The sequence below is a fragment of the Ruoffia sp. FAM 26255 genome (genome assembly GCF_045528525.1).
In the GTDB taxonomy this organism is placed as follows: domain Bacteria; phylum Bacillota; class Bacilli; order Lactobacillales; family Aerococcaceae; genus Ruoffia; species Ruoffia tabacinasalis.
The window spans coordinates 1-22940 of the sequence record NZ_JBGQQX010000019.1; the positions used below are offsets into that span (position 1 = coordinate 1).

The following is a 22940-nucleotide window of genomic DNA, read 5'->3' on the forward strand; positions in this document are numbered from 1 at the left end:
AGTCAATGGATTTAAATCAGTCATCACGTTAATTTTTTGAATCAATCGTCTACAAGGGAGAAGTATGCCTTCAAACAAACAAGAGAATCGTAAGAAGGTTCATTTAGTTAAAATCTACTTCGAGAACTCACTATTTTGTAGAAAAATTCCCAATTTTTCCAAGAACGATTAATTTATTCAAGAAACCAGCTTAAATTATAGAGCTATGAATTATTCAGGACTAAATAATATTATTAATATTTTATTGGAGGGTTTTATATGACGACGACTTGGACAAAAGAACGAATTATGGCAGATGCGAAAGAAAATAATGTAAAATTTATCCGCTTAATGTTTACCGACATCTTAGGTACGATAAAAAACGTAGAAATTCCTCTGTCTCAATTAAGTAAAGCTTTAGACAACAATATGACCTTTGATGGTTCATCAATAGAAGGCTTTGTACGAATCGAAGAGAGTGATATGTACTTGGTACCTGACTTACAAACTTGGCTGATTTTTGATTGGAATATTGCAAGCGATGATACTAAGCGCATTGCTCGTCTGATCTGTGACGTTGAGACATCATCTCGTGAGCTATTCTCAGGGGATCCTAGAAGCAATTTGAAACGTGTTCTGGAAGAGATGAAAGAACTCGGCTTCTCTGACTTTTACTTAGGCCCCGAGGCAGAGTTTTTCTTATTCAAGTTAGATAAAGAAGGGAATCCAACGATGACATTGAATGATCACGGTGGTTACTTTGACTTAGCGCCGACAGATTTGGCGGAGAACTGTCGCCGTGATATTGTTCTAGAACTAGAAGCTCTTGGCTTCGAGATTGAAGCGAGTCATCACGAAGTGGCCGCTGGGCAACATGAGATCGACTGGAAATACGCTGATGCGGTGACGGCTTGCGATAATATTCAAACTTTCAAGCTCATTGTTAAGACCGTAGCTCGACGCCATCATCTTCATGCTACGTTTATGCCGAAACCGCTTTTTGGCATCAATGGTTCTGGTATGCACTTTAATATGTCACTCTTTACTGAAAGTGGTAATTCTTTCTACGATGAAAGTACGCGGTCTGGCTTATCTAAGACAGCCAAGCATTTTATTGCAGGTCTGATGGAGTACGCACCGGCCTTTACTGCCGTCTGCAACCCAACCGTGAACTCCTATAAACGACTGGTCCCTGGCTACGAGGCCCCAGTCTATGTGGCTTGGAGCGAGAAAAACCGCTCCCCATTAATTCGTATTCCAGCAGCTCGTGGCAACTCAACCCGTGTTGAATTAAGGAGTGTCGATCCATCGGCCAATCCTTATCTTGCTCTAGCGACGATTCTTAGCGCTGGATTAAAAGGTATTAGAGAAGAACTCGAAGCACCGGCTCCGGTTGATTGCAACATCTACAGCATGACCGCTCGCGAGCGTCTTGACCAAGGGATTACAAGCTTGCCGGGTTCATTACAAGAAGCCATACATGAATTGAAAGCTTCAGACCCAATCTTGGATGCTTTAGGGCCGCATATCTCTACTAGCTTTATCAAAGCCAAAACAAAAGAGTACGAGGAATATGCCAAATATGTCTCACCATGGGAAATTGAACAATATTTTACTAATTATTAAAATATGATTAGTAATTAGTTGACGTCAATTAGTATCAATGTTACTCTATAAAAAAGGTTTTGTGCGAGGCGCGGTTGACATGAGGACTTATGGGTCTGGGGGGATATCGCCGAAACGAATTATCGTTGGTTAGTCATCATAATAGGTGGCTAACTGTTCAACTTAACTGCCAGTTAAGCTGATTGTGCAAGCAATTACCGGGCAAAAGTATACCACTCTTCTACTGGAAGGATCATGGACTTTTGTTCGTGGTCCTATTTTTTATTCACTAAATTAAGGAGAGAGTGTTATGACAAAATTAACAAATAAAAAGGCCATTCCCTTTACAAAAATGGAAGGAATTGGCAATGACTATGTTTATATTAATGACTTAAAGGAAGAGATTGAAGATCTAGCAGAATTAGCAATTCAAGTAAGTGAACGACACTTTGGCATTGGTAGTGATGGTCTCATCGTGCTTCGCCCATCTAATAAGGCAGATTTCCAGATGCGGATGTTCAACCTAGATGGCAGCGAAGGTCGGATGTGCGGCAATGGCATCCGTTGTTTAGCCAAATTTATCTACGATAATGGCCTTTGGGATCAAGAATCGATTGAGATTGAGACACTAAGTGGCGTCAAAACCGTCCAGCTCATTTTCAATGATCAAGGTGATGTCACAGGAGCTCGGGTCAATATGGGCCAAGCAATTATCGACACGGCCTTGATTCCAATTACGGCAGAGGAAGACCAATGGATTAATCAGGCCATTACAATCGCCGGACAAGCTTATCCAGTGACTGGTGTATCGATGGGGAACCCTCATCTCGTTATCTTTCAAGAAAATATCAAAGACTTGGACTTACAAACACTTGGACCTCGCTTTGAATATGACACGCGCTTTCCTGAACAAATCAATACCGAATTTGCCCACGTTCACAACCGGCAAGAAATTAGCATGCGCGTGTGGGAACGTGGGAGTGGCGAGACTTTGGCTTGCGGAACCGGCGCCTGTGCGGTTGCGGTCGCCGGGGTGTTGAATGGCCTTACTGAAGAGACGGTTAAGGTGAACCTCTTAGGGGGAACACTCACAATCACATGGGATCGGAGCGACACAGGGCATGTTTATATGGAAGGCCCTGCCCGCACTTCATTCACTGGTCACTACTTTCCACAAGTATATTAGGAGGATTTATCATGCAAGCAAATCATAATTATTCAAGAATTTCTGACAGTTACTTATTCTCAACCATTGCTCAAAAAATTGACACTTACACTCAACTAAACCCTGACAAAGAGATTATTCGTTTAGGCATCGGGGATGTGACCCAACCCCTTGTTCCAGGAATCATTCAAGCCCTCCATCAAGCGGTGGATGAACAAGCTTCTACTGATACTTTTCGTGGATATGGCCCTGAAGGCGGTTATGACTTTCTGAGAGAGGCAATAGCCCAACATGATTATCAAGAAGTTGGCCTGTCAATGGATAGCAGTGAAGTCTTTGTATCAGACGGCGCCAAAAGTGATATCGCCAACTTGCAAGAATTATTCGCATTCGATAGCATCATCGCCATGGGAGACCCTATCTACCCTGTCTACATCGACAGCAATGTACTCACAGGTCGCTTGGGCGAATGGAATGAAGAGCTTGGTCAATGGAGTGAGCTTGTCTATTTAGAAAGTCATGCGGAAAATCACTTCCGACCTGCCCTCCCTACTGAGAAAGTTGATGTCATTTACTTATGCTACCCCAATAACCCGACTGGGATGACTCTAACGAAAGATGAACTGCAACAATGGGTCGATTTTGCCTTAGAAAATGAAAGTCTAATCCTCTTCGATGCAGCTTATGAAGCTTATATTCAAGAAGACGGTATTCCTCATTCCATCTATGAATGTGAAGGTGCCGAGCGTTGTGCGATTGAGGTCCGTAGTTTCTCTAAGAAAGCCGGTTTTACTGGCTTACGTTTGGGATACTCCGTCGTTCCAAAAGCACTGACTTTCCAAAATATGAATTTGAACCAAATGTGGCGCCGCCGTCATTCGACCAAATTCAATGGCGCCCCTTACATCATCCAAAGAGCCGGTTGGGCTTGTTACCAAGAACCTGCCAGGACACAAATCGAGGAAAATATTAGCTATTATATGGAAAATGCTCGAATGATCAAGGAAGGTTTGAAAGAAGTAGGTGCAACCGTTTATGGTGGCGACAATGCACCTTATATTTGGCTTAAAACGCCAGTTGGTGTCTCATCCTGGGAATTCTTCGATCAGTTATTGGAAAAAGTTCAAGTAGTGGGAACCCCAGGGGTCGGCTTCGGCCCAAGTGGGGAAGGCTACTTTAGACTGACTGCTTTCAATACTCGGGATAATACTGAAAAAGCTGTTGAGAGATTGCAGAAGTATTATAGTGAGTAGGGTTTAGAGAGTGTAGGCGATTTTGTTAGTAGATTAAATTTTGATATAATGATACCCCCAAAGGTTAGATTTTAGTCTTACTTTGGTTCTTTGTCAAATAATGTTGGTGAATATTTAAGGCGATAGATTTAGTTCTATCGTCTTATTTTTTGATGTAAGTTATTTCGCGATCTGTTGGATTGGAGGATATTCTTTTATAGAGCCTCTTCGTCACAAAAATACAATGGGCGTACAGATTCAGCATTAAGTTGTTGAAGTTGGGTTGAGATTAAAATACGACATCTTAAGTGACCGTAATTGCGATAACCTTAGTCAGATCGTTTGATTATCTTGATTTTATTTACGGTGCCTTCCACAACGCTATTCGAGAGTGTATAAGTTAAGCTGTTTTTAATATCTAACGCGTAGGAAGTTAAGGTTCGAAACGCTGTTCTCACCTTGTGTGGGAATACCTATCCATGCTGATGGTTTTTACCTGCCGCACTTCTTCCAGGGAGAGCCGTAAGAAATAAGCCCTTAAATACCCTTGAGTTCGGCCTTCAAGGATATCCACCATTTGATGTGTCGCGTTATTCATTAACAGACACGACATTGCCCCAGGAACATTTTTAACCGATTTAAATTCATCGATCGTCAAGTGGGACGGTAAGCAACTGGATTTAGGATTTAGGTTGTCCCCATAGGTTTTTAATTGACGGATGACCGTCGTGGTTGAAACATTCAGGTGTTGGGCGATGAAGGTCATGGACTGCATCTGAGCTAATTCTTCAAGGATGACATACTTCACCGCATTAGAAATAAAACAATGCCGACGAGTTAAGGAAGTGACAGCTACTGTGGCCCACGGCAATGTTTACACAAATAGCGTTGTTTCTTTAACTTTAAATAGACAGGTTGAAAGTTGTATTGTCCCAATAAAACGACGGAATTCATCGTACCGTTTCGTATGATATCATGACTACTTTGATTTAGACAGCCACAGTGAGAACAGGCTTGAGGCAGATGATCGAGATCCCCGTCACCGTGAGGTCTTTTCGATGGGGCACCTTCACATCCAGGGACGTCGATTGAGCCGATGGCGGTAGAATGTAAGTAAGCCATGTCGATTTCCTTTCTTATGTGTTTGGTCGTACTTACATCATAGCGGGAATCACTGGCTTTTTGTGTATACAAAAATAGTGCGGGTGATTTCTCACCAACACTAAAAAAACAAAACCAAAAAACAACCTCACACTAAAAAGCATAAGGTCGTTCTGAATGGATGTAAGGACTGATTTCTAAGATCTATTCACTATTTAGTACTACATGGGAAACGATATGATTAATTAAATTGTACCAAGTTTCTACAAAAAGTAGTCTTTTGAAGAATTATTTGGTATGCCTATTATTCTACTGATGTCTCTCTAAATAGTACTTGATTAAAAGTAGGGATAGGACCTGGTTTACAAGTCCTATCCATTATATTATAAGGTATTTTATTGTTTAGGTGTATAAATTAAATGTTCATTTAAGAAAGCAGTAAAGCCTAATTCACTTAATTCACGACCATAACCTGAGTTTTTAACGCCACCGAATGGCAATTCTGGCAGTGAGGTCCAACCGGAGTTCATAAAGGACATCCCTGTCTCCACTTTTTCGGCAACTTTGCGAGCATGGTCTAAATCCTCACCATAAACTGAACCACCAAGCCCATAACTAGAATCGTTGGCTAACTCTACCGCCTCATCTTCATCTTTAACTTTATGAACGATAGCTACGGGACCAAAGATTTCTTGATTAAAGATTGGGTTGTCTTTTGTAATATCAGTCAATATCGTTTGCATTACAAAGTTACCTGGATGGTCAATCGGCTCGTTACCATAAACCACTTTTGCTCCATTATCAACTGCTAATTGAATTTTTTCTAAGACCTCTTCTTTCGCTTTTGCTGATGATAGTGGGGCTAAGGTTGTTTCTGGATCCATTGGATCTCCCCATTTAGCTCCTTTGAAGCTTTCAACTAATATCTCTAAGAATGCATCGTAATTTTTCTCTGTCACGATGAAACGTTTAGAAGAAGTACACACTTGCCCGGCATTATTCAAACGTAAGCCTGGTAGTAATTCTTTTAGGCCATCTAAGTTCGCATCATCCAAGACGATAAATGCATCATTACCACCAAGTTCTAAGGTCGATTTCTTCAAGTTACGCCCGGCAATCTCAGCAATCGTTGCTCCCCCACGTTCAGAACCTGTTAGACAAACACCTGAAACACGCGGATCAGCAATCACTTTAGCAACTTGATCATAATCTGCGAATAAGTTCTTGTAGGCTCCTTCTTGCCCGCCAGCTTCTTTTACTAAATCTTCAAAGGCTTGAGCAGATCCTGGACAGATGGAAGCATGCTTAAGAACCATTGGGTTACCTGCTACATAGTTTGGTGCGAATACGCGCATAATTTGGTAGTAAGGGAAGTTCCATGGCTCCACTGCCATAATCACCCCTGTTGCTTGGCGCACGACATAAGCGTCTCCTGTATCTGTTTCAAAAGGAATTGGTTTCAGGAATTCGTCAGCCTTATCAGCATAGTATTCTGCAATGGAAGCAGATAATTCGACCTCACCCTTCGCTTCTTCGAATAATTTACCCATGTCTTTTGTCATAATCTCAGCGTATTTATCGATATCACGACGTAAAATTTCAGCTACTTTATATAAGACCGCTTTTCTATCTTCTAATTGCCCCTTTTTGCGCCATTGTTTGTATAACCTGTGACCATTCTCTAGATGTTTCTCAATCTCTTGATCCGAAATATTTTCGTATGTCTTCAAAACCTCGTTAGTAAAGGGATACTTTGTTTCATATGCCATAAAATAATTCCTCCTTAGAATGATATATATTTTTATTATAACACAAATGATAGCGTTTGCTAGTTTTTGGCTCCTAACTCACTATGTTAATTTATAATCACCTATAAATTTATATAATTCATTGTAAGAGGTTTCATTAATAATTCTAAAACGAATAATATTTTTTTATGCTATCAATCTCTAAATTAAAATCCGTTATAGTACATCCATTGCCACATGTCACTACTCCCGTTACAATCCGAAATAACTCCCTCTTTAATATATTTGTAAATTAGAAGATGGGGCGTCGTAAAGCGCCGCCACGGACCAAACTGTCTAAAGTAGTATGGCGTTTCGTACCTAATTACTCAAACCTCTTCAATATCGGTACCCTATCAAGCATTGAGAAAGCTATTAAAATCCATGGATACCTCACAATCCTCATTCAATCAAAAAGCAACAGAACTAACAAAATTGGGCTAGTTCTGTTGCTTTCTTTACGCTTATTCTCTTTTATTTTTATAACATCAATCTGTATGGGTCATTAAGGTATTCAGATACTGTCTCTAAGAAACTAGAGGCTGGTGCGCCATCAATAATTTGATGATCATAGGTTAAGCTTAATGGTAATTTTTGATGAACGGTGACGGTTCCTTCAGTGTCTAACGCAAGTTCATCGCTTAAAGTACCTACTCCGAGTATTGCTACTTCTGGCAGATTAATGATTGGAGTAAAGTACTCAATATTAGCACCACCTAGATTCGTAATAGTGAATGTTGATCCTGAATATAAGTCTCCTGGTAAGCTACCATTTCGAGCTTGTGAAGCAACGCTTGCGATGGTAGAACCAAGTTGAGATAAAGTCATTTGATCTGCCTCTCGAATGACTGGAACAACAAGGCCTTCTTCGATGTCTGTTGCCATACCAATATGAATAGCTTCTTGTACTTCATGGATTCCATTATGATACCAAGCATTCAATTCTCTGTTTTCTTGTAAGGCTAATATCACCGCTCTTGTCACTAAAGTATTAATCGATAATTCACCTTTATTTAGTGGACGAGAGACTTTTTCTTTTATCTCTTTGCGGAAAGCCATTAAGTTGGTTATATCGACTTTTCTGTGGTTTGTTACTTGAGCTGTTGTTTGAACACTTTCCATCATTCGTTGTGCAATCGTCTTACGCATCCCACTTAAGCCAATACCCCATGTAGCGGTATCCTTACTTTGAACACTTGATACGACTTTTTCACTTGGTACATATCTATCAATATCTAGACGCGTAATACGATGATTGCCACCCGTTCCGTTAACATCCGAGAGATCAATCCCCTTCTCTTCAGCCATCTTACGAGCAAGAGGTGTTGCAAAGATTCGCTCACCATCGCTTCCTTGATTACGTGGTTTACTGCTCGTCTCTTCTTTCGTTGAAGCACTTGAAACTTCTTCAGATGCTTCTTCTGGAACATCTGGAACATCCTTATCCTGTTCGTCTGATGCTACTTCTTCACCTTCTTCACCTACAATAGCTATAACTTCTTTAATGGGTAGAACATCCCCTTCTTGTACATTGATTTTCAATATAGTACCACTGACGGGTGATTCTACAGGACTTGATAATTTTTCAGAACTTATCTCTGCAATCACATCTCCTGTGTTTATTGCATCTCCTTCATTGAAATACAGTGTTTCAATGGTCCCTTCTGTCATCGTTAAGCCCAAGGTAGGCATTACAATATTTTTTGCCATTTATACTCCCCCCCTTATGCTCTTGCTTTGAGATCATCGATTAATTCAGCTGCTTCTGTTAATACTTTTTCCGCATCTGGTAGATAAAGTGCTTCTAGATTTGTTGCGAACGGTGTAGGTGTATTTGGTGCACAGATGGTTTTGATAGGGCCATCAAGATAATCAAAAGCTTTCTGTCCTACAACCGATGCAATATCTGTAGCTGTATTGTTATGAGGGTTTGCTTCATCAATAACAATTAAACGATTTGTTTTCTTAACTGATTCAATGACCGTTTCTTGATCCCAAGGTGCTACTGTCCGTAAATCAATAACTTCAACAGATACTCCATCTTTTTCGAGAGTCTCAGCCACATTTAAAGCCACATATAACATCTTTCCAATGGTTACAATCGTTAAGTCTTCACCTTCACGAACGACATTTGCTTTTCCAATCTCAACAGTATAATATTCTTCTGGCACTTCTCCTTTGAGTCCATATTGAGTTTTATCTTCAAAGAATACGACTGTATTGTTATCTTCAATCGAAGCTAAGAGTAAGCCTTTCGCATCATAGGCTGTCGCTGGGACCACACACTTGATACCTGGAATCGATCCTATCATTCCATAATAAGACCCTGAGTGTTGTGCTGCGGCTGAAGCTCCGGCACCATGGTTTGTTCGAACAGTCATTGGAACAGTGGCTTTGCCTCCAAACATATAACGCATTTTTGAAGCTTGTCCTAATAATGAGTCAAAAGAAAAACCAATAAAATCATTAAACATTAACTCTGGAACAGGTCTTAAGCCAGTTGCTGCCATTCCAACAGCTGCACCCATATATCCCATCTCGGATAGCGGGGTATCAATCACTCGATCTAAGCCATATTTTGGTCCTAAACCTTTCGTAACTCCAAATACCCCTCCCCAAGCATCTTCATTCTGCTCTTCCAAGTGAGGGACTGCGGTTCCTCCGTGAATATCTTCTCCTAACAGAATAACATTCTCATCTTTTTCCATTGCTTGGTCTAAAGCCTCGTTAATTGCATTCATAAAGTTAATTTGTCTGGTCATTGTATTGTCTCCTTTCTGTGTTTGGGTTACTCAGCAAAAACATCTTCATATAAAGATTCAGGTCTTGGTTGTGGACTCTCTTCTGCAAACTTAATAGCAGCTTCGATATCCGCTTCTGATTGCGACCGAATGTCATCAAGTTCTTCCAGTGTGAGCAGTCCATGTTCCACTGCATAATCTCTAAAAATATCCAGAGGATCCGTGTCCGCTAATCGTTTTTCAAAGCCATCTTCTTTGTTTTTATAATTTTGTTCATCACCTTCAAAGTGACCATAATTACGGAATGTAACACATTCAATTAAAGCAGGGCCTTCTCCTTTACGAGCGCGTTCAATATATTCTCCTGCTACTTCATATACAGCCATTAAGTCCTTACCATCTACACGAACACCTGGCATATCATAAGCTGCCGCTCTTTCAGCTATCGTATCCGAAGCCGATGCATACCACTGTGGTGTTGACTCAGCAAAGAAGTTATTCTCACAAACAAAGATAATAGGTAAATTCCAGATTGAAGCCATGTTTAAACACTCGTGGAATAACCCTTCGTTAGAAGCCCCATCTCCAAAGAAACAAACTGCCACATTGTCTTCTTTTTTATATTTGATTTTCATTCCTGCACCAGTTGCCAGACCGAATCCTGCACCAACCATTCCGTTAGCACCTAGAATCCCTTTATCCACATCGGCAATGTGCATTGATCCTCCTTTACCTTTACCTAAACCAGTCTCTTTACCAAAGATTTCTGCCATCATACCGTTGAGATCGCCGCCTTTAGCAATACAATGACCATGACCACGGTGAGTAGAAGTAATATAATCATCATCTGTCAAGTGAGCGCAAATACCCGTCGCAACAGCTTCCTCCCCAGCATATAAGTGCACAAATCCTGGAATTAGCCCTTGTGCGAAGAATCGTCTCACATTGTCTTCAAAATTCCGGATATTTTCCATTGTCTGATACATGTCTTTCGCTTTATCTGCAGTCACAGCCTCCGCGGCAGCTTTGGTTGATGTCCGAATCTCTAGTTGTACCAAATCTTTTAACGCCGTTTCGCTACGTCCTTCTAATTGTGGAATTGATTTTTCTTTAACCATTATTTCTTCCTCCTTATATTTCTCTTACAATCACTTTAGCAACATCTTGAACAAGTTCAGAAACTGTTGGATGTGAGTAAACCGTTGAGGCTAGTTCATAGATCGTACCTTCTGCTTCTACTAGTGTGAGTACTTGATGTAATATTTCTGTCGCCTCTGGACCACAAATAATTGCTCCAAGAATCTCGCCATATTTACGTTCGACTATTAACTTAATAAAACCCTCTGTCTGATCGACTGCAATTGCACGACCATTAAAGCCGAATGGCAATTGAGATATTACAACGTCATAACCTTGCACTTTAGCTTCTTCTTCAGAAAGACCGAAGGTCGCCACTTCAGGATGTGTAAAGAGTGATCTAGGAACGTGACAATTGAGGAGCGGACGTTCTTTCATCTTATTCATCGCCCGAACAGCTTTAATTCCTTCTGTACTGGCTGAATGAGCTAGTGTATAGCCACCAATCACGTCACCAACAGCGTAGACATGGGGTTTCGATGTTTGATAATATTCATCCACTGCTATAAACTTACCTTGCTCATCAAATTCAAGATTCATCGCTTGAGCTAAGTCTATATTCGGTTTACGCCCGGTTGCGATGAGTAATCGATCATAGGTATATTGCTTATCACCTTCCAGTTCAACGGTGTTATTTGTAACGTTTTTAATAACCACTTCCGTTTCGACTGTCATCCGGTTCTTTAACTTCTGCTTAATGATTTTTCTTGCATCTTCGTCTTCTGTGAGTAGAATGTCTTTGGCAACTTCAAGCATGGTCACCTCAACACCCAGTGCTTCCATTGCAAAGGCCAATTCAACTGCAATGACGCCACCGCCAATAATCACTAACTTCTCTGGTAATACTTCCATTGAGAAGAAGGTATCTGTCGTTAGATACGGTTGTGAACTTAACCCAGGTATCGGTGGTATAAATGGTTGACTTCCTGTTGCTAACAACACATCTTCATAAGTGATTTTTTCGCCATTGACTTCAAATGTATTATTTGAGATATAAATTGCCTCCCCTTCAATAAAATCAATATTTAATGATTTAAATGTAGAGTGAATCCCTTTTTGTAAACTTGCGATGACTTTATTTTTTCGCTCGTATAGTTGAGTAAAGTCCACGCCACTCAACTCCACCTGCATACCATTTTGTTGTGCTTTACTTATGGAATCAATCCAGTGAGCATGCTCTAAATAAGCTTTACTCGGGATACAGCCAACATTCAAGCATGTTCCTCCAATAGCTTGGCGCTCAATTACCGCGACACTCTTACCCAAACGAGCTGCTTCTTCCGCTGCAACATAACCACCTGGACCCGCACCAATGACCAATACATCATAATGCTTCAAATTACTTTGCCTCCTTTTTTAAAACGCTTTCAAAACTATTCATTTTCTTTCTCCAAATAACTAAGCCTTAATTGACCGTTATTAAGCTTTACGAATGCCCAAGTATCTGAGATAATGTCTTGTTTTATTAATTCCCTGGCTAGAGGCGTTTCCAATTGATCAACGATAAATCGTTGAAGAGGCCTCGCACCAAGTGTTGGATCATAACCATTTTCTGCAATCCAGCCTTTCACTTCTTCAGATACAACTAAATCAATCCGATAACGATGTAAACGCTGAGCTAAATCAGCAATCATTAAGTCAACTATGCTGTACATATCATCCAAGGTCAGTGGATTAAATAATAATATATTATCAATTCGATTTAGAAACTCGGGTCGGAAATGATGTTTCAGTTCATCTTTGACTTCATTTTGAACTTTTTCGGATATTTCCTTATCTCGCTCTAACCCTTCGAGCAACTTCAGTGATCCGATATTACTCGTCATAATTAGGATTGTATTTTTAAAGTCAATCGTTCTCCCCTGTGAATCCGTTAATCGCCCTTCATCTAGAACTTGTAAGAGAATATTGAACACATCTGGATGAGCTTTTTCTATTTCATCGAATAAGACTACGGAATAGAGTCGGTGCCTTACTGCTTCTGTTAGCTGTCCCCCTTCTTCATAGCCTATATAACCTGGAGGTGGTCCCACTAATTTGGCTACAGCATGCTTCTCCATAAATTCTGACATATCCAAGCGAACCATCTCTAGCTCACTACCGAACAAGACATCTGCCAGTGATTTAGCAAGTTGAGTCTTTCCTACGCCGGTAGGACCTAAGAATAAGAATGAGCCGATTGGATGGTTTGGATCTTGAACGCCCGCTCTAGACCGGATGATAGCTTGAGCCACCTTGTCTACAGCTTGATCTTGGCCAACAACACGTTGCTTAATAATTTGATCTAATTGCAATAGCCGTTGTCGTTCATTTTCCATAACCCCTTGGACTTTAATCCCTGTTAGTTTCTCAACAATTTCTGCAATATCTGACTCTTCCACTGTATGTCGAATGAGATATAATTCATCGATATTTGCTAGTCGTTGTTCTTCTAAGGCTTCTATCTTTCTATTAATATTAGGAAGAAGTAGTTGAGTAATCTGTACGTACTCGTCTAATTCACCTTTTAGCTGAGCTTCTTTAGCTAATTTTAATTGATAGATTTTATCTTCATTCAATTCTTGTAACTGTTCAATGATCTTTTGTTCAACTTCCCAATGCTTTATTTTCTGATCTAACCGAGCGTTTAATTGATCTAAGTTACGACTTAAGTCTTCTTCAACGCTTTCTGTAAAGCCCTGTTCTTGTTTTAGTTTTTCGATCTTGACTTGAGTGATCTCATCTTTTAATGTTTGGATTTGTGCCGGCATACTCTTTATCCGAATATGTCGAACAGCACTTGCCTCGTCCATCAAGTCAATGGCCTTATCCGGCAGGAATCGATCGGTCATGTAACGATTCGAGAGATTCACAGCGGCTATGACGGCATCTTCAGTAATCTCAACTCCATGATATACTTCATAACTGTCCTTCACGCCCGATAATATATCGATTGCTTCATCAAGAGTTGGCTCTGAAACATGAATTCGTTGGAAACGCCGTTCTAAGGCTTTGTCTTTTTCAATATTCTCCCGATATTCATCTTGAGTCGTTGCTCCTATACAGCGAAGCTCACCCCGAGCTAACATTGGCTTGAGAATATTTCCTGCATCCATCGAACCTTCGGTCTTACCTGCCCCTACAATCGTATGAATTTCATCAATGAACAAAATAATTTTATCATTTGAATCTCGGACATCATTTAGAACTGCTTTTAACCGTTCTTCAAATTCACCTCGATATTTAGCACCTGCAACAAGTGAGCTCATGTCTAAGTTATAAACGGCTTTGTCCTTCAAGTTCTTAGGAACGAGTCCTTGTTCAATCTTTTGTACCAATCCTTCGACAATCGCTGTCTTACCTACACCAGGCAGCCCGATTAAAATAGCATTATTCTTTGCTTTTCTTGACAAGACACGAATAATTTCTTCAATTTCTTGCTCCCGTCCAATAATCTTATCAAGCTTACCTTGTTGGTACCGTTCATTTAAGTTTGTTGAATACTGATCCAATGCGTGATATACCATCTCTTGGTTCTCAGAAGTTGCTCGTTTCCCCTTACGAACCCGATTCAGTTTTTCTAATATAAGATCACGATCTATATCATTTTTTAATAAGAATGCTGTGATTGGATTATAGTTTTGATTCATCAGTGCCAGAATAAAATGCTCAGAACTACAGATTTCATCGCGCAATTCTTTCGCTTCTTCTTTTGCACTTTCAATTAAGCGATCGTACCTCGGCGTCTGCTGTTGAGCGAATTGACTATCACTCCCTCGACTCACAGGTAACTTATCCAATTCCTGATTAATGAGTTGTACCATCTCATTAATATCAATCTCTAGTGATTCATAGAAATCAAACACAAAATGTTTAGGTTGCATCCAGACTGACCATAGATGAGGGATATCAACTTGAATCTGTTGTCTTTCTTTAGCAAGCGTCTGCGCATCGCTAAATGCTTGAATTACATTATTAGTAAATTCATTCATTCAGTCCAGACTCCTTTCCCTTAATGTATTATTGCGTATAATTTTTGCTTTATCATCGCTCCTTTAATGATGTTTCGTCTCTACTTAATATATAGCAATTTCCGTGCCAACTTTTGAAAAGGCGATATAAACTATATTGACTCATTGAATAAAATACTTTATGTAACAAGGTGCAACAATTTGTTTCAATTGGTGTATCCTGTGTCCTATGTGGAACAAGGTGAAACAGTTTATAAACAAAAAAGCGAGAACCCCTTAAACCATGGGTTCTCGCTTTTTATTTATCCAATCATCGAAGTAAGAAAAAAGATGGCCAATCACAGAGGTAATCCTATCTCAAGTTTATCTATATTACATCTAATTGGTATTTCTTAATCTTGCGATAGAGGGTAGTTCGTGACATATTCAAAGCTTTCGCAGCGTGACTCTTATGATAATTATATTCTTCAAGTGTTTGAAGAATTTTTTCTGCTTCATTTTTAGGTTGTATATTTTTTTCTTGTTCTATTTTCACCCTAAGGTTACTTGGTGCTTGTGGAGCACTAAAGGTGGTCATTTCAATTAACTCTTTGATGACATGCAAGCTAGGTTGTTCGATAGGATAGAACATATACAACCGTTCAAGAAAATTGTTAAACTCTCGAATATTCCCATACCAAGGATAGTGTTTCGTTATGTCGAATAATTCTCTCTTCCACGTAATTTGCCACTTTTTCTTCTGGCAGAATGATTCAATTAATGGAAGTAAATCTTCTGTTCGTTGACGTAAAGGTGGTATTTGAAGTGGAATGACATAGAGTCGGTAGTATAAATCTTCTCTAAAGCGACCTTCACAAACGGCAGTTTTCAAATCCTGATTAGTTACTGTCACAATTCGAAAATCAACCGTGTAAGATTTATTGCTACCAATCGGTGTCACCTGTTTTTCTTCAATCGCACGTAGTAATGCGGCTTGCATTTTTAAAGACATACTGTCCACTTCGTCTAAGAAGAGTGTGCCTCCTTCTGCTTGTTGCATCTTACCGCTATAGCCTTCCTTGCTCGCTCCGGTAAATGCCCCAGCCGCATACCCAAACAACTCACTTTCTAGTAAGTTTTCACTAATTGAACCACAATTTAGACTAATTAATGGTCCATCCTTATATGGACTATTATAGTGAATCGTTTTGGCAATAATCTCCTTACCAGAACCTGATTCACCTCGTATATGAACGGGTACAGTACCCTCAGCCGCCTTATAAACTTTCTCTAAAAAATTCTGATAAGCCTTATTCTCTGATAGTACACCTGGATAATATTTTCTTTCTGTATGATTATTGGTATAGAATTGATACTTATAACCAATCCGCTCCTGATCATACAAAAGGGACTCAACATTATACAGACCGTCATATTGATGACAAAAAGCTTCAATATCAATACCTAGAGATAGTTGCTTATACCTTTCCATTTCAGTAGGAAAGTAAACCACTTGCTTGTGCTCATTGCAAAGCACGCTATGATTATCAGTACCTACTACATAAGTCATTAAAGCTTGCTGCTGCTTGATTCGACGTTGGAATAGACGGTTCATGACTCGCTCAGCAATTAACTGTGTAACACTTTGGTGTTCAATATGATTATTCTTATAGGTGGAAATATCTAATATGCCTACTAGATGATCCCCATCAAATATGGGACATGCAAAACAACTCCATTCATGCGATGCAACTGCATAGTGCTCAAAACGAGATACCTTTTGACTCATCCTTTTTGATATAGCGAGTGATATCGCATTTGTTCCCACATCGAGCTCGTTCCACCGACTCCCCTCAAAGAAGCCAATATTATTTGCTTGATCAATCGCTCTAGCATTCCCTTGCCTCCAAATAATATAGCCTTCTGCATCGGTTAAGATAAACAATGATTCACTTTGATTTAAAATTTTAGATATCTTGATAATCTCTTCTTCAACTAAATCAATTAATAGTTTATGACGCTTCTGTTTCATTGATAATTGGTCATAACGTAATACTGTATTACTAACCATTTGAAATGGATTTAAGTCCTTTTTGCGACATACTTCCCATGAATTAGCTATTTTATCCGGTAATGCATCAGGATTAATTACTTTTTTAATGACAAACTCTTTCCACAATAATTCGTTCAACGTTCATCACCCCTCAGTTATATTATAACTTGCTCTCATAAGTAAGTGAAGCGCTTTCTTTAAATTATAAAAAATATTCATAACTCTTTTCCATTACTTAATCCTTCTTTTTGTAGTGGATAAGATCCCTAATTCCTTGCGATATTTATTAACCGTTCGACGTGAGATCGTGTAACCTCTCTCATGAAGAATATCCGCTAGTTTCTGATCTGACAAGGGATGTTGCTTGTCTTCTTGATCAATTAACTTTTGAATTTCTTTTAATATAAACTGTTGACTTAACTCTTCACCTGATTCTGACTGAACTGATGATGTTGTAAAGAGTTTTCGCAATTCAAATGTACCAAAATCAGTATAAAAATACTTACCTTGAATAGTACGACTTACTGTGGAAGGACTAAGGTCACATCTTTCAGCTATTTGTTTAATCGTTAATGGAGACACTTGATGCCCTTTTGAATTGAAAAAAAGCGCTTGTGCTTCAATAATTGCTTGTGTAACTTGAACGAGTGTCACTTCTCTACGTTTCAAACTATACGAGACAGCTCTCACTTGCTGTCGCTTGTCCTTGATAAATTCTTTCAAATCAGTATCATCAATGGCTTTCATTTCTTGATAATATGTATCATTAAAACTTAATTTCGGTAAGTTTTGAAAATTATAAGATACTTCGTATCCCTCTTCTTTCTGTTGAATAAATACATCTGGTTCAATATATTGTGTTTCCTCACTATAAAAGTAAACCGCAGGCGTTATCGCTAAGGTTTGATAATAAGCGACTGTCTCTAATATATCCTCAATAGAAACATTTAAATGATTAGATATCGTTTGGTATTCACGATTGACTAACTCATTAAAGTATATTTCTAAAACAACGTAAGCTATCTCTGGAGCTGATGGGTCGTGTTCAGTTTGAAGCATCCATAATTCCCTCAAATCACGCGCACCAACACCAACGGGTTCTAATTGTTGAAGTAAAGTGATCGCATCGAGTAACTCAATCGTATCACACTCTAGAATCAATTGTAACGCTTCGTCTGACTTGCTAAGAAAGCCATGTTCATCGAATTCATCCACTAGCCTAATCATCAGATCTCGCAAACGGGTCTTGCGATAACACATGATTTGGTCTATTAAATTAGTTCGAAAGGATTGTTGTCTCTGATCCTCTAGTTGATTTATCATTGCTTGGTGATTATCTTGCCTATCTGATGAGTTAACCATGTTACCATATGAATCATACTGACTAACACCATCTTCAATCAGAATATTATCGAATCCTAACGAATTAATCTCTAACATATCTCGTGTATCTTCAACAACCATGAAGGGATTCTCTTGTGATATATCCATCAATAATTGACTTAAATCTTCACGAGCTGTTTGAAGGATTCTTAACGCTTGTAACTGGTCAAAACTCATTTGTTGACGTTGCTTTTGCATTAATTCAGTATTTAATGATGTACCTCTTTCCCGTTTCATATTCTCATTCCCCCATACTTGATACTTTATTATACCATATCTGTATCATTACTCATTAGTCGTAATAGATAACGCTAATAATGTTATTTGGTTAAGATTTAAAGTGGTAGATGGGAGCGTTGTGAGAGGTGATGCCAAGCTCCGAATCAATAAAAACGGTGCGTCGTAAGGTGTCACCACGCTCTGGTTTAGTGGATTCAGTCTATCGCGAAGAGCTGCCACGCTCCGCTTAGTTGAATATCGACTCACGCATCCCAACAAAGTTGTGATAAAACTATATACTTGAATATTAATCTAGAATTTCCAAAACAAAAACACCTACAAGCTATCTCAACTCGTAGATGTTCCTCTAAAAATATATATTTCATCACCACTCAGCATTCTTATGCTCCCATCCAGTCCATGGGTATGGCGTAACGAAAATAACTTCTCTCATTTCTGGATGTTCAACAGCATCGTAAGTTTGATAGTGATTATCATATCCCCGAACCGTTAAATAAAAATAACCATCCCCATCAGCTTGAACTGTCTCCCAGTAACCATTACCCAAACCTACAGTAGCAATGATCGTAACCGTTGCATATGGGTATGTATAACCTTCTATATAGTCTTGATTGAGAAAATAACGCTCTAGCGTTAAGAAGCCTGACTTATGCGCAAGCGCTGTTAGCCGGTATTCATAAACGTCTAGTGCATCTTGATACATAAGATTCCCATTCTCATTAAAGACATTGACCTCACAATATTACCTAGTATGACTTTCAAATTTGGATTGCTTTAGGTAAAATAGCCGTTTGAGTTGGCCGATCCTTCATTAACATGGATTGATTACCCGAATTCATAGTCCCAGTCCATACCTCAAACGTGTAGAGTGGGTTCATATATCCTGAGATGATACCCTCTCTGTAAAAAACGGGTTCAAAAGCAATCGTTTCATAAAAAACCCCCGAAATTAACCTGAGTCTCTGGGGTTTTATGTGATAGTCAAAGCTAAATCTAACTCTCAACTAAATCAATACGTTTTCCATATATTTCTTAAACATCGCATCATAGTCTTTGTCAAACTGCGGTTCAACAATCCGATATTCTCTGAGTAATTCCATCTCTTTAACAGCCGCAATACTTCCCAGTGTTTCTGCATTTTCTATCAGTGGAATGTATAATTTATAGCCTAAGATATCGGCAATTAATTGTGGGAATGCTTCGAGCTTTGTAATTCCTCCCACTAAACCAATGGCGTTAAAATCAGCAAGTTCTTCCAAGATACTCACATTGTGCTTAATATTAAACAACATTCCTAGAATAACCGAGAATAATACAGATTCTCTCGAACTTGTTCGTGTTAAAGCCAGTAAGTTTCCTGTTGCCGCCTCATCCCAAGTAGGTGCTCGCTCACCGTTTAAATACGGTACAAAGATACTTTCTGTATGCGGCCGTTTGGCTGCAATTGCATCCAACTCTTCAAAACTACTATTGAAGACTTTATTGGTCCAAGATAGAACATCTGCTCCATTGTTACTAGGTAAACCAAGTAAATATTTATTTTCCTTAATATTATAGGCAAAGTTTTGGTATTGATCGTTTAATTGGGCCTCTGAATGAATGACACGCACAGCATGGCTAGTGCCAATCGATAATACGGCCAGTTCATCCAAGTCACTAAATACGTAATTCGATGAGATGCCATCAGACGTTCCAATCGTGACCGTCACCTCCGCATCAAAAAGTAAAGGTAAAGCTGGTCGATTATAATCGACCGCTTCAATTCGTGGAAGATGATTAATACCCAGGCCAATCTCACTTAACGACCTATCATCCCAAGTCAACTCCGTCAAATTCAACAATCCACTGCTGGAGGCATTACTTACATCAAGTACCCATTCCCCTGTCAATCGGTGGAATAATATATCTTTTAATGATCCAACCCGCTTGTCTTTTTGATATATACTCAATAATTTATAATACGGATTCATGCTATGATTCGGCGTTCCAGTCCGGTAATATTGTTCTACTAATATTTCAGGACTCAACTGTTTAATCATCTCAGCCCCGCGAGTATCAGCCCAAGTTACCAAAGCTCCAAAGAGGGTATCATCTTGATTGATTAATTGAACACTATGCATTGCAGTTGTCAGAATGATTTCCAAGTTGCTAATGGCATTTCTTGATATCAAATCTTTCAAGCCAGCTCTAATATTTCCCCAAATTTCTTCCAAATCCATCTCAAATAGTGAGTCCGTTTTGTAGATAGTTAAGTGAGGCGCTATAACTGTATCGATGACTTCATATGTAGCATTAAATAAATTAATCTTGATATTCGTAGTTCCTACATCGATACTCGCAATGAATTTACTCAATATTCCTTATGCCCACCAAAGTTGAATCTCATGGCAGATAGCACTTGATTTGAGAAGGGCACCTCTTTCAAGGACGCGTTACGCTTCATTAATGATAAAGAAATGACAGGGGTAGGAACTTCCTCCTGTAGGGCTTCACTTACCATCCATTTTGCTTCACCAGATGCATGAACTTTCTGATTAAATTGGGCTAAGTCTTCATCTCTAGTTAACTCTTCATGAATATTATCCATTAAAGCTGACTCAATAATTGATCCATAACGCCAATTATTGGTGACACGACTTAAATCAAAGTCATAGTGACTCTGACTATGTAATAGTTCTAAGCCTTCAGCGATCGCTTGCATCATGCCATATTCAATCCCGTTATGAACCATCTTTAAGTAATGCCCACTTCCTGGTTGGGGGTAAAATTCAAAGCCGCCTGGTACACATAGTGATTCCAATAAAGCCAGTAACGACTCATCTGTGTCAGCCGGCCCGCCTAACATCATACACGCTCCATACATTGCACCTTCAACCCCACCAGATAAGCCGCAATCATAGTATTTAATGCCTAAGTCTGCTAACGCTTCAAAGTTCTGAATTGAATCTTTATAGAACGAATTTGAAAAATCAATAATCATATCATCTTTTTTCAATAAACTTGAAAGCTCTTTAATCGTTGCCTTTGTTGGTTGACCTGCTGGTAAAACTAAGAACACAAGATTTTTCGTTTCTTGAAAGGATTTTAAATCTGAGATGCTCTTCAAATAATTTAACCGTTCATCCATATACACGTCAGCAATTAACGGATTCACATCGAATCCGTTAATTGTCTGACCTTGCTTATTCAATTGTTTAGCAAGCGATAACCCCATCTTGCCTAATCCAATAATTGTTATTTCCATAAAGACCACCTTAGTTTAATTCTGGCCAGAAATCACCATTGGCAACAATTAAATCATCTAATACTTCACGTGCTTTTGTTGCACTTGGTATCGTTCTAGATAATGTATAAGCTTGCCACACTTTTTGATAACTTCCTTCAATAAACCCTTCAACTAATAGTTTTTCCGATGAAGCCTGTTGGAACATTAGCGCTTGTTCGAACATTGGAATCTTTCCTTGAGCTAATGGCTCTGGTCCTTTTGAACCAATAATACATGGAACTTCAACCATGACATCATCTGGGAAGTTGGCAATCGCCCCATTATTTTCAACAATCATAAGCATTCGCTCATGAGTATTGAATGCGATCGCTCGCGCTAAATCCACAATAAAAGATGCGTGACTATCAATATGGAAGCCATTTTCTTTAGCTGTTCCGGCAGCAATAATCCCTTTTGCTGTATCAAATACATCTTTTTCACGTCCAGCCATTACTTCGTTTGCACGGGTGAATTCTGGATTAGAATGTTCAACCATTTCATCTGGGAACAGGTAATATTGTAAGTATGTATTTGGCAAGAAGCGAGGCTCAACAGCGAATAAATCACGTGCTTTTTTATGTGTCTCTTGCCAGCTTGGGTCAGTATGTTGCGTATCAATCTCTACTTGGTTCAAGTATCCATTCTCTTTTACATACGCTTTAACTTGTTCTGTGTAATCCGTTCCATCTTTTCCACGGATTGATGTCCACCAACCAAAGTGGTTTAAACCAAAGTAATCCACTTCTAATTCGTCTGGTGTCATGCCTAAGATTTGAGACATACGGCGTAACGTACCAACTGGCATATCACAAATATTTAAGACTTTAGATTCCGGCTTTAAGACGCGGCACGCTTCTGCTACGATTGATGCTGGGTTGGAGTAGTTTAACATCCAGCAATCTGGTGCATATTCTTCCATTAGATCGATTAATTCAATCATGCCACCAATACTTCGCATACCGTAAGCCATTCCACCCGGTCCACATGTTTCTTGCCCGATTAAGTCATGCTTTAACGGTATTTTTTCATCTTGTTCACGCATTGCATATTTCCCTACTCGTATGTGTGCCATACAGAAATCCATACCGGTGAAAGCTTTCTCTGGATCTGTCGTATAAGCGAAATCAATATCTGGTGCTTCTTCTTTTAACATAATATCAATCGCTTCACCTAAAATCGCTTGACGCGCTTCATCATTATCATATAGATACAATCTTTCTAAGGGGAAGCGGTCGATATTTTCAAGTAACATTTTAACAATACCTGGCGTAAATGTACTTCCGCCTCCTGCAATAACAACTGAGAATTTCTTCATAATTTAAT

General features: G+C 39.2%; 17 protein-coding genes. 3 read left to right on the forward strand and 14 right to left on the reverse strand.

Annotated elements, in window-relative coordinates; genetic code table 11:
• Positions 1-258 precede the first annotated feature (258 nt).
• The 3 genes from glnA (at position 259) to ACEN31_RS05215 (ending at position 4002) form a co-directional block, all read left to right on the forward strand.
• Positions 259-1605, forward strand: coding sequence for a type I glutamate--ammonia ligase (gene glnA, locus ACEN31_RS05205; RefSeq protein WP_407108832.1), 1347 nt, complete (start codon positions 259-261; stop codon positions 1603-1605).
• Between the two features lie 289 nt (positions 1606-1894).
• Positions 1895-2770: a diaminopimelate epimerase gene (gene dapF / locus ACEN31_RS05210; protein ID WP_407108833.1), complete on the forward strand. Its 876-nt coding sequence runs from the start codon at positions 1895-1897 to the stop codon at positions 2768-2770.
• A gap of 11 nt (positions 2771-2781) precedes the next feature.
• Entirely contained in the window at positions 2782-4002 is a 1221-nt protein-coding gene (locus ACEN31_RS05215; protein WP_407108834.1) for an LL-diaminopimelate aminotransferase, read from the forward strand.
• Positions 4003-4310: 308 nt separating this feature from the next.
• Here ACEN31_RS05215 and ACEN31_RS05220 read toward each other — a convergent pair whose 3' ends face one another.
• The 14 genes from ACEN31_RS05220 to ACEN31_RS05285 all read right to left on the reverse strand — a co-directional run bounded on the left by ACEN31_RS05220 (position 4311) and on the right by ACEN31_RS05285 (position 22932).
• A complete protein-coding gene (locus tag ACEN31_RS05220; protein WP_138405288.1) occupies positions 4311-4439 on the reverse strand; it encodes a transposase in 129 nt (42 codons plus the stop codon).
• Positions 4436-4852, reverse strand: coding sequence for a helix-turn-helix domain-containing protein (locus ACEN31_RS05225; RefSeq protein WP_407108835.1), 417 nt, complete (start codon positions 4850-4852; stop codon positions 4436-4438). Before ACEN31_RS05225 ends, ACEN31_RS05220 begins: the two co-directional genes overlap by 4 nt.
• Before the next feature lie 625 nt (positions 4853-5477).
• Positions 5478-6851 (reverse strand): NAD-dependent succinate-semialdehyde dehydrogenase, encoded by a 1374-nt coding sequence (locus ACEN31_RS05230; RefSeq protein WP_407108836.1) that lies wholly within the window; start codon positions 6849-6851, stop codon positions 5478-5480.
• A gap of 498 nt (positions 6852-7349) precedes the next feature.
• Complete coding sequence (locus ACEN31_RS05235) at positions 7350-8579, reverse strand: dihydrolipoamide acetyltransferase family protein (RefSeq protein ID WP_407108837.1); 1230 nt, start codon at positions 8577-8579, stop codon at positions 7350-7352.
• A 14-nt stretch (positions 8580-8593) separates the two neighbouring features.
• Entirely contained in the window at positions 8594-9631 is a 1038-nt protein-coding gene (locus ACEN31_RS05240; protein ID WP_407108838.1) for an alpha-ketoacid dehydrogenase subunit beta, read from the reverse strand.
• A gap of 26 nt (positions 9632-9657) precedes the next feature.
• Positions 9658-10728, reverse strand: a complete 1071-nt coding sequence (locus ACEN31_RS05245) for a thiamine pyrophosphate-dependent dehydrogenase E1 component subunit alpha (protein WP_407108839.1) — start codon at positions 10726-10728, stop codon at positions 9658-9660.
• A 13-nt stretch (positions 10729-10741) separates the two neighbouring features.
• A complete protein-coding gene (lpdA, locus tag ACEN31_RS05250) occupies positions 10742-12085 on the reverse strand; it encodes a dihydrolipoyl dehydrogenase (protein ID WP_407093528.1) in 1344 nt (447 codons plus the stop codon).
• A gap of 35 nt (positions 12086-12120) precedes the next feature.
• Positions 12121-14718, reverse strand: a complete 2598-nt coding sequence (locus tag ACEN31_RS05255; protein ID WP_407108840.1) for an ATP-dependent Clp protease ATP-binding subunit — start codon at positions 14716-14718, stop codon at positions 12121-12123.
• Between the two features lie 346 nt (positions 14719-15064).
• Positions 15065-16867: a sigma-54-dependent Fis family transcriptional regulator gene (locus ACEN31_RS05260; RefSeq protein WP_407108841.1), complete on the reverse strand. Its 1803-nt coding sequence runs from the start codon at positions 16865-16867 to the stop codon at positions 15065-15067.
• Between the two features lie 93 nt (positions 16868-16960).
• Complete coding sequence (gene rpoN / locus ACEN31_RS05265) at positions 16961-18349, reverse strand: RNA polymerase factor sigma-54 (protein ID WP_407108842.1); 1389 nt, start codon at positions 18347-18349, stop codon at positions 16961-16963.
• A gap of 367 nt (positions 18350-18716) precedes the next feature.
• Positions 18717-19055 carry a hypothetical protein gene (locus ACEN31_RS05270; protein ID WP_197105118.1) on the reverse strand — a complete coding sequence of 113 codons (339 nt, stop codon included), beginning with the start codon at positions 19053-19055 and terminating at the stop codon, positions 18717-18719.
• A 301-nt stretch (positions 19056-19356) separates the two neighbouring features.
• Positions 19357-20706: an FGGY family carbohydrate kinase gene (locus tag ACEN31_RS05275; RefSeq protein ID WP_407093530.1), complete on the reverse strand. Its 1350-nt coding sequence runs from the start codon at positions 20704-20706 to the stop codon at positions 19357-19359.
• On the reverse strand, positions 20703-21596 hold the full coding sequence (locus tag ACEN31_RS05280) for an NADP-dependent phosphogluconate dehydrogenase (protein ID WP_407108843.1): 894 nt from the start codon (positions 21594-21596) through the stop codon (positions 20703-20705). Before ACEN31_RS05280 ends, ACEN31_RS05275 begins: the two co-directional genes overlap by 4 nt.
• Before the next feature lie 10 nt (positions 21597-21606).
• Complete coding sequence (locus ACEN31_RS05285; RefSeq protein ID WP_407094504.1) at positions 21607-22932, reverse strand: 6-phospho-alpha-glucosidase; 1326 nt, start codon at positions 22930-22932, stop codon at positions 21607-21609.
• Positions 22933-22940 lie beyond the last annotated feature (8 nt).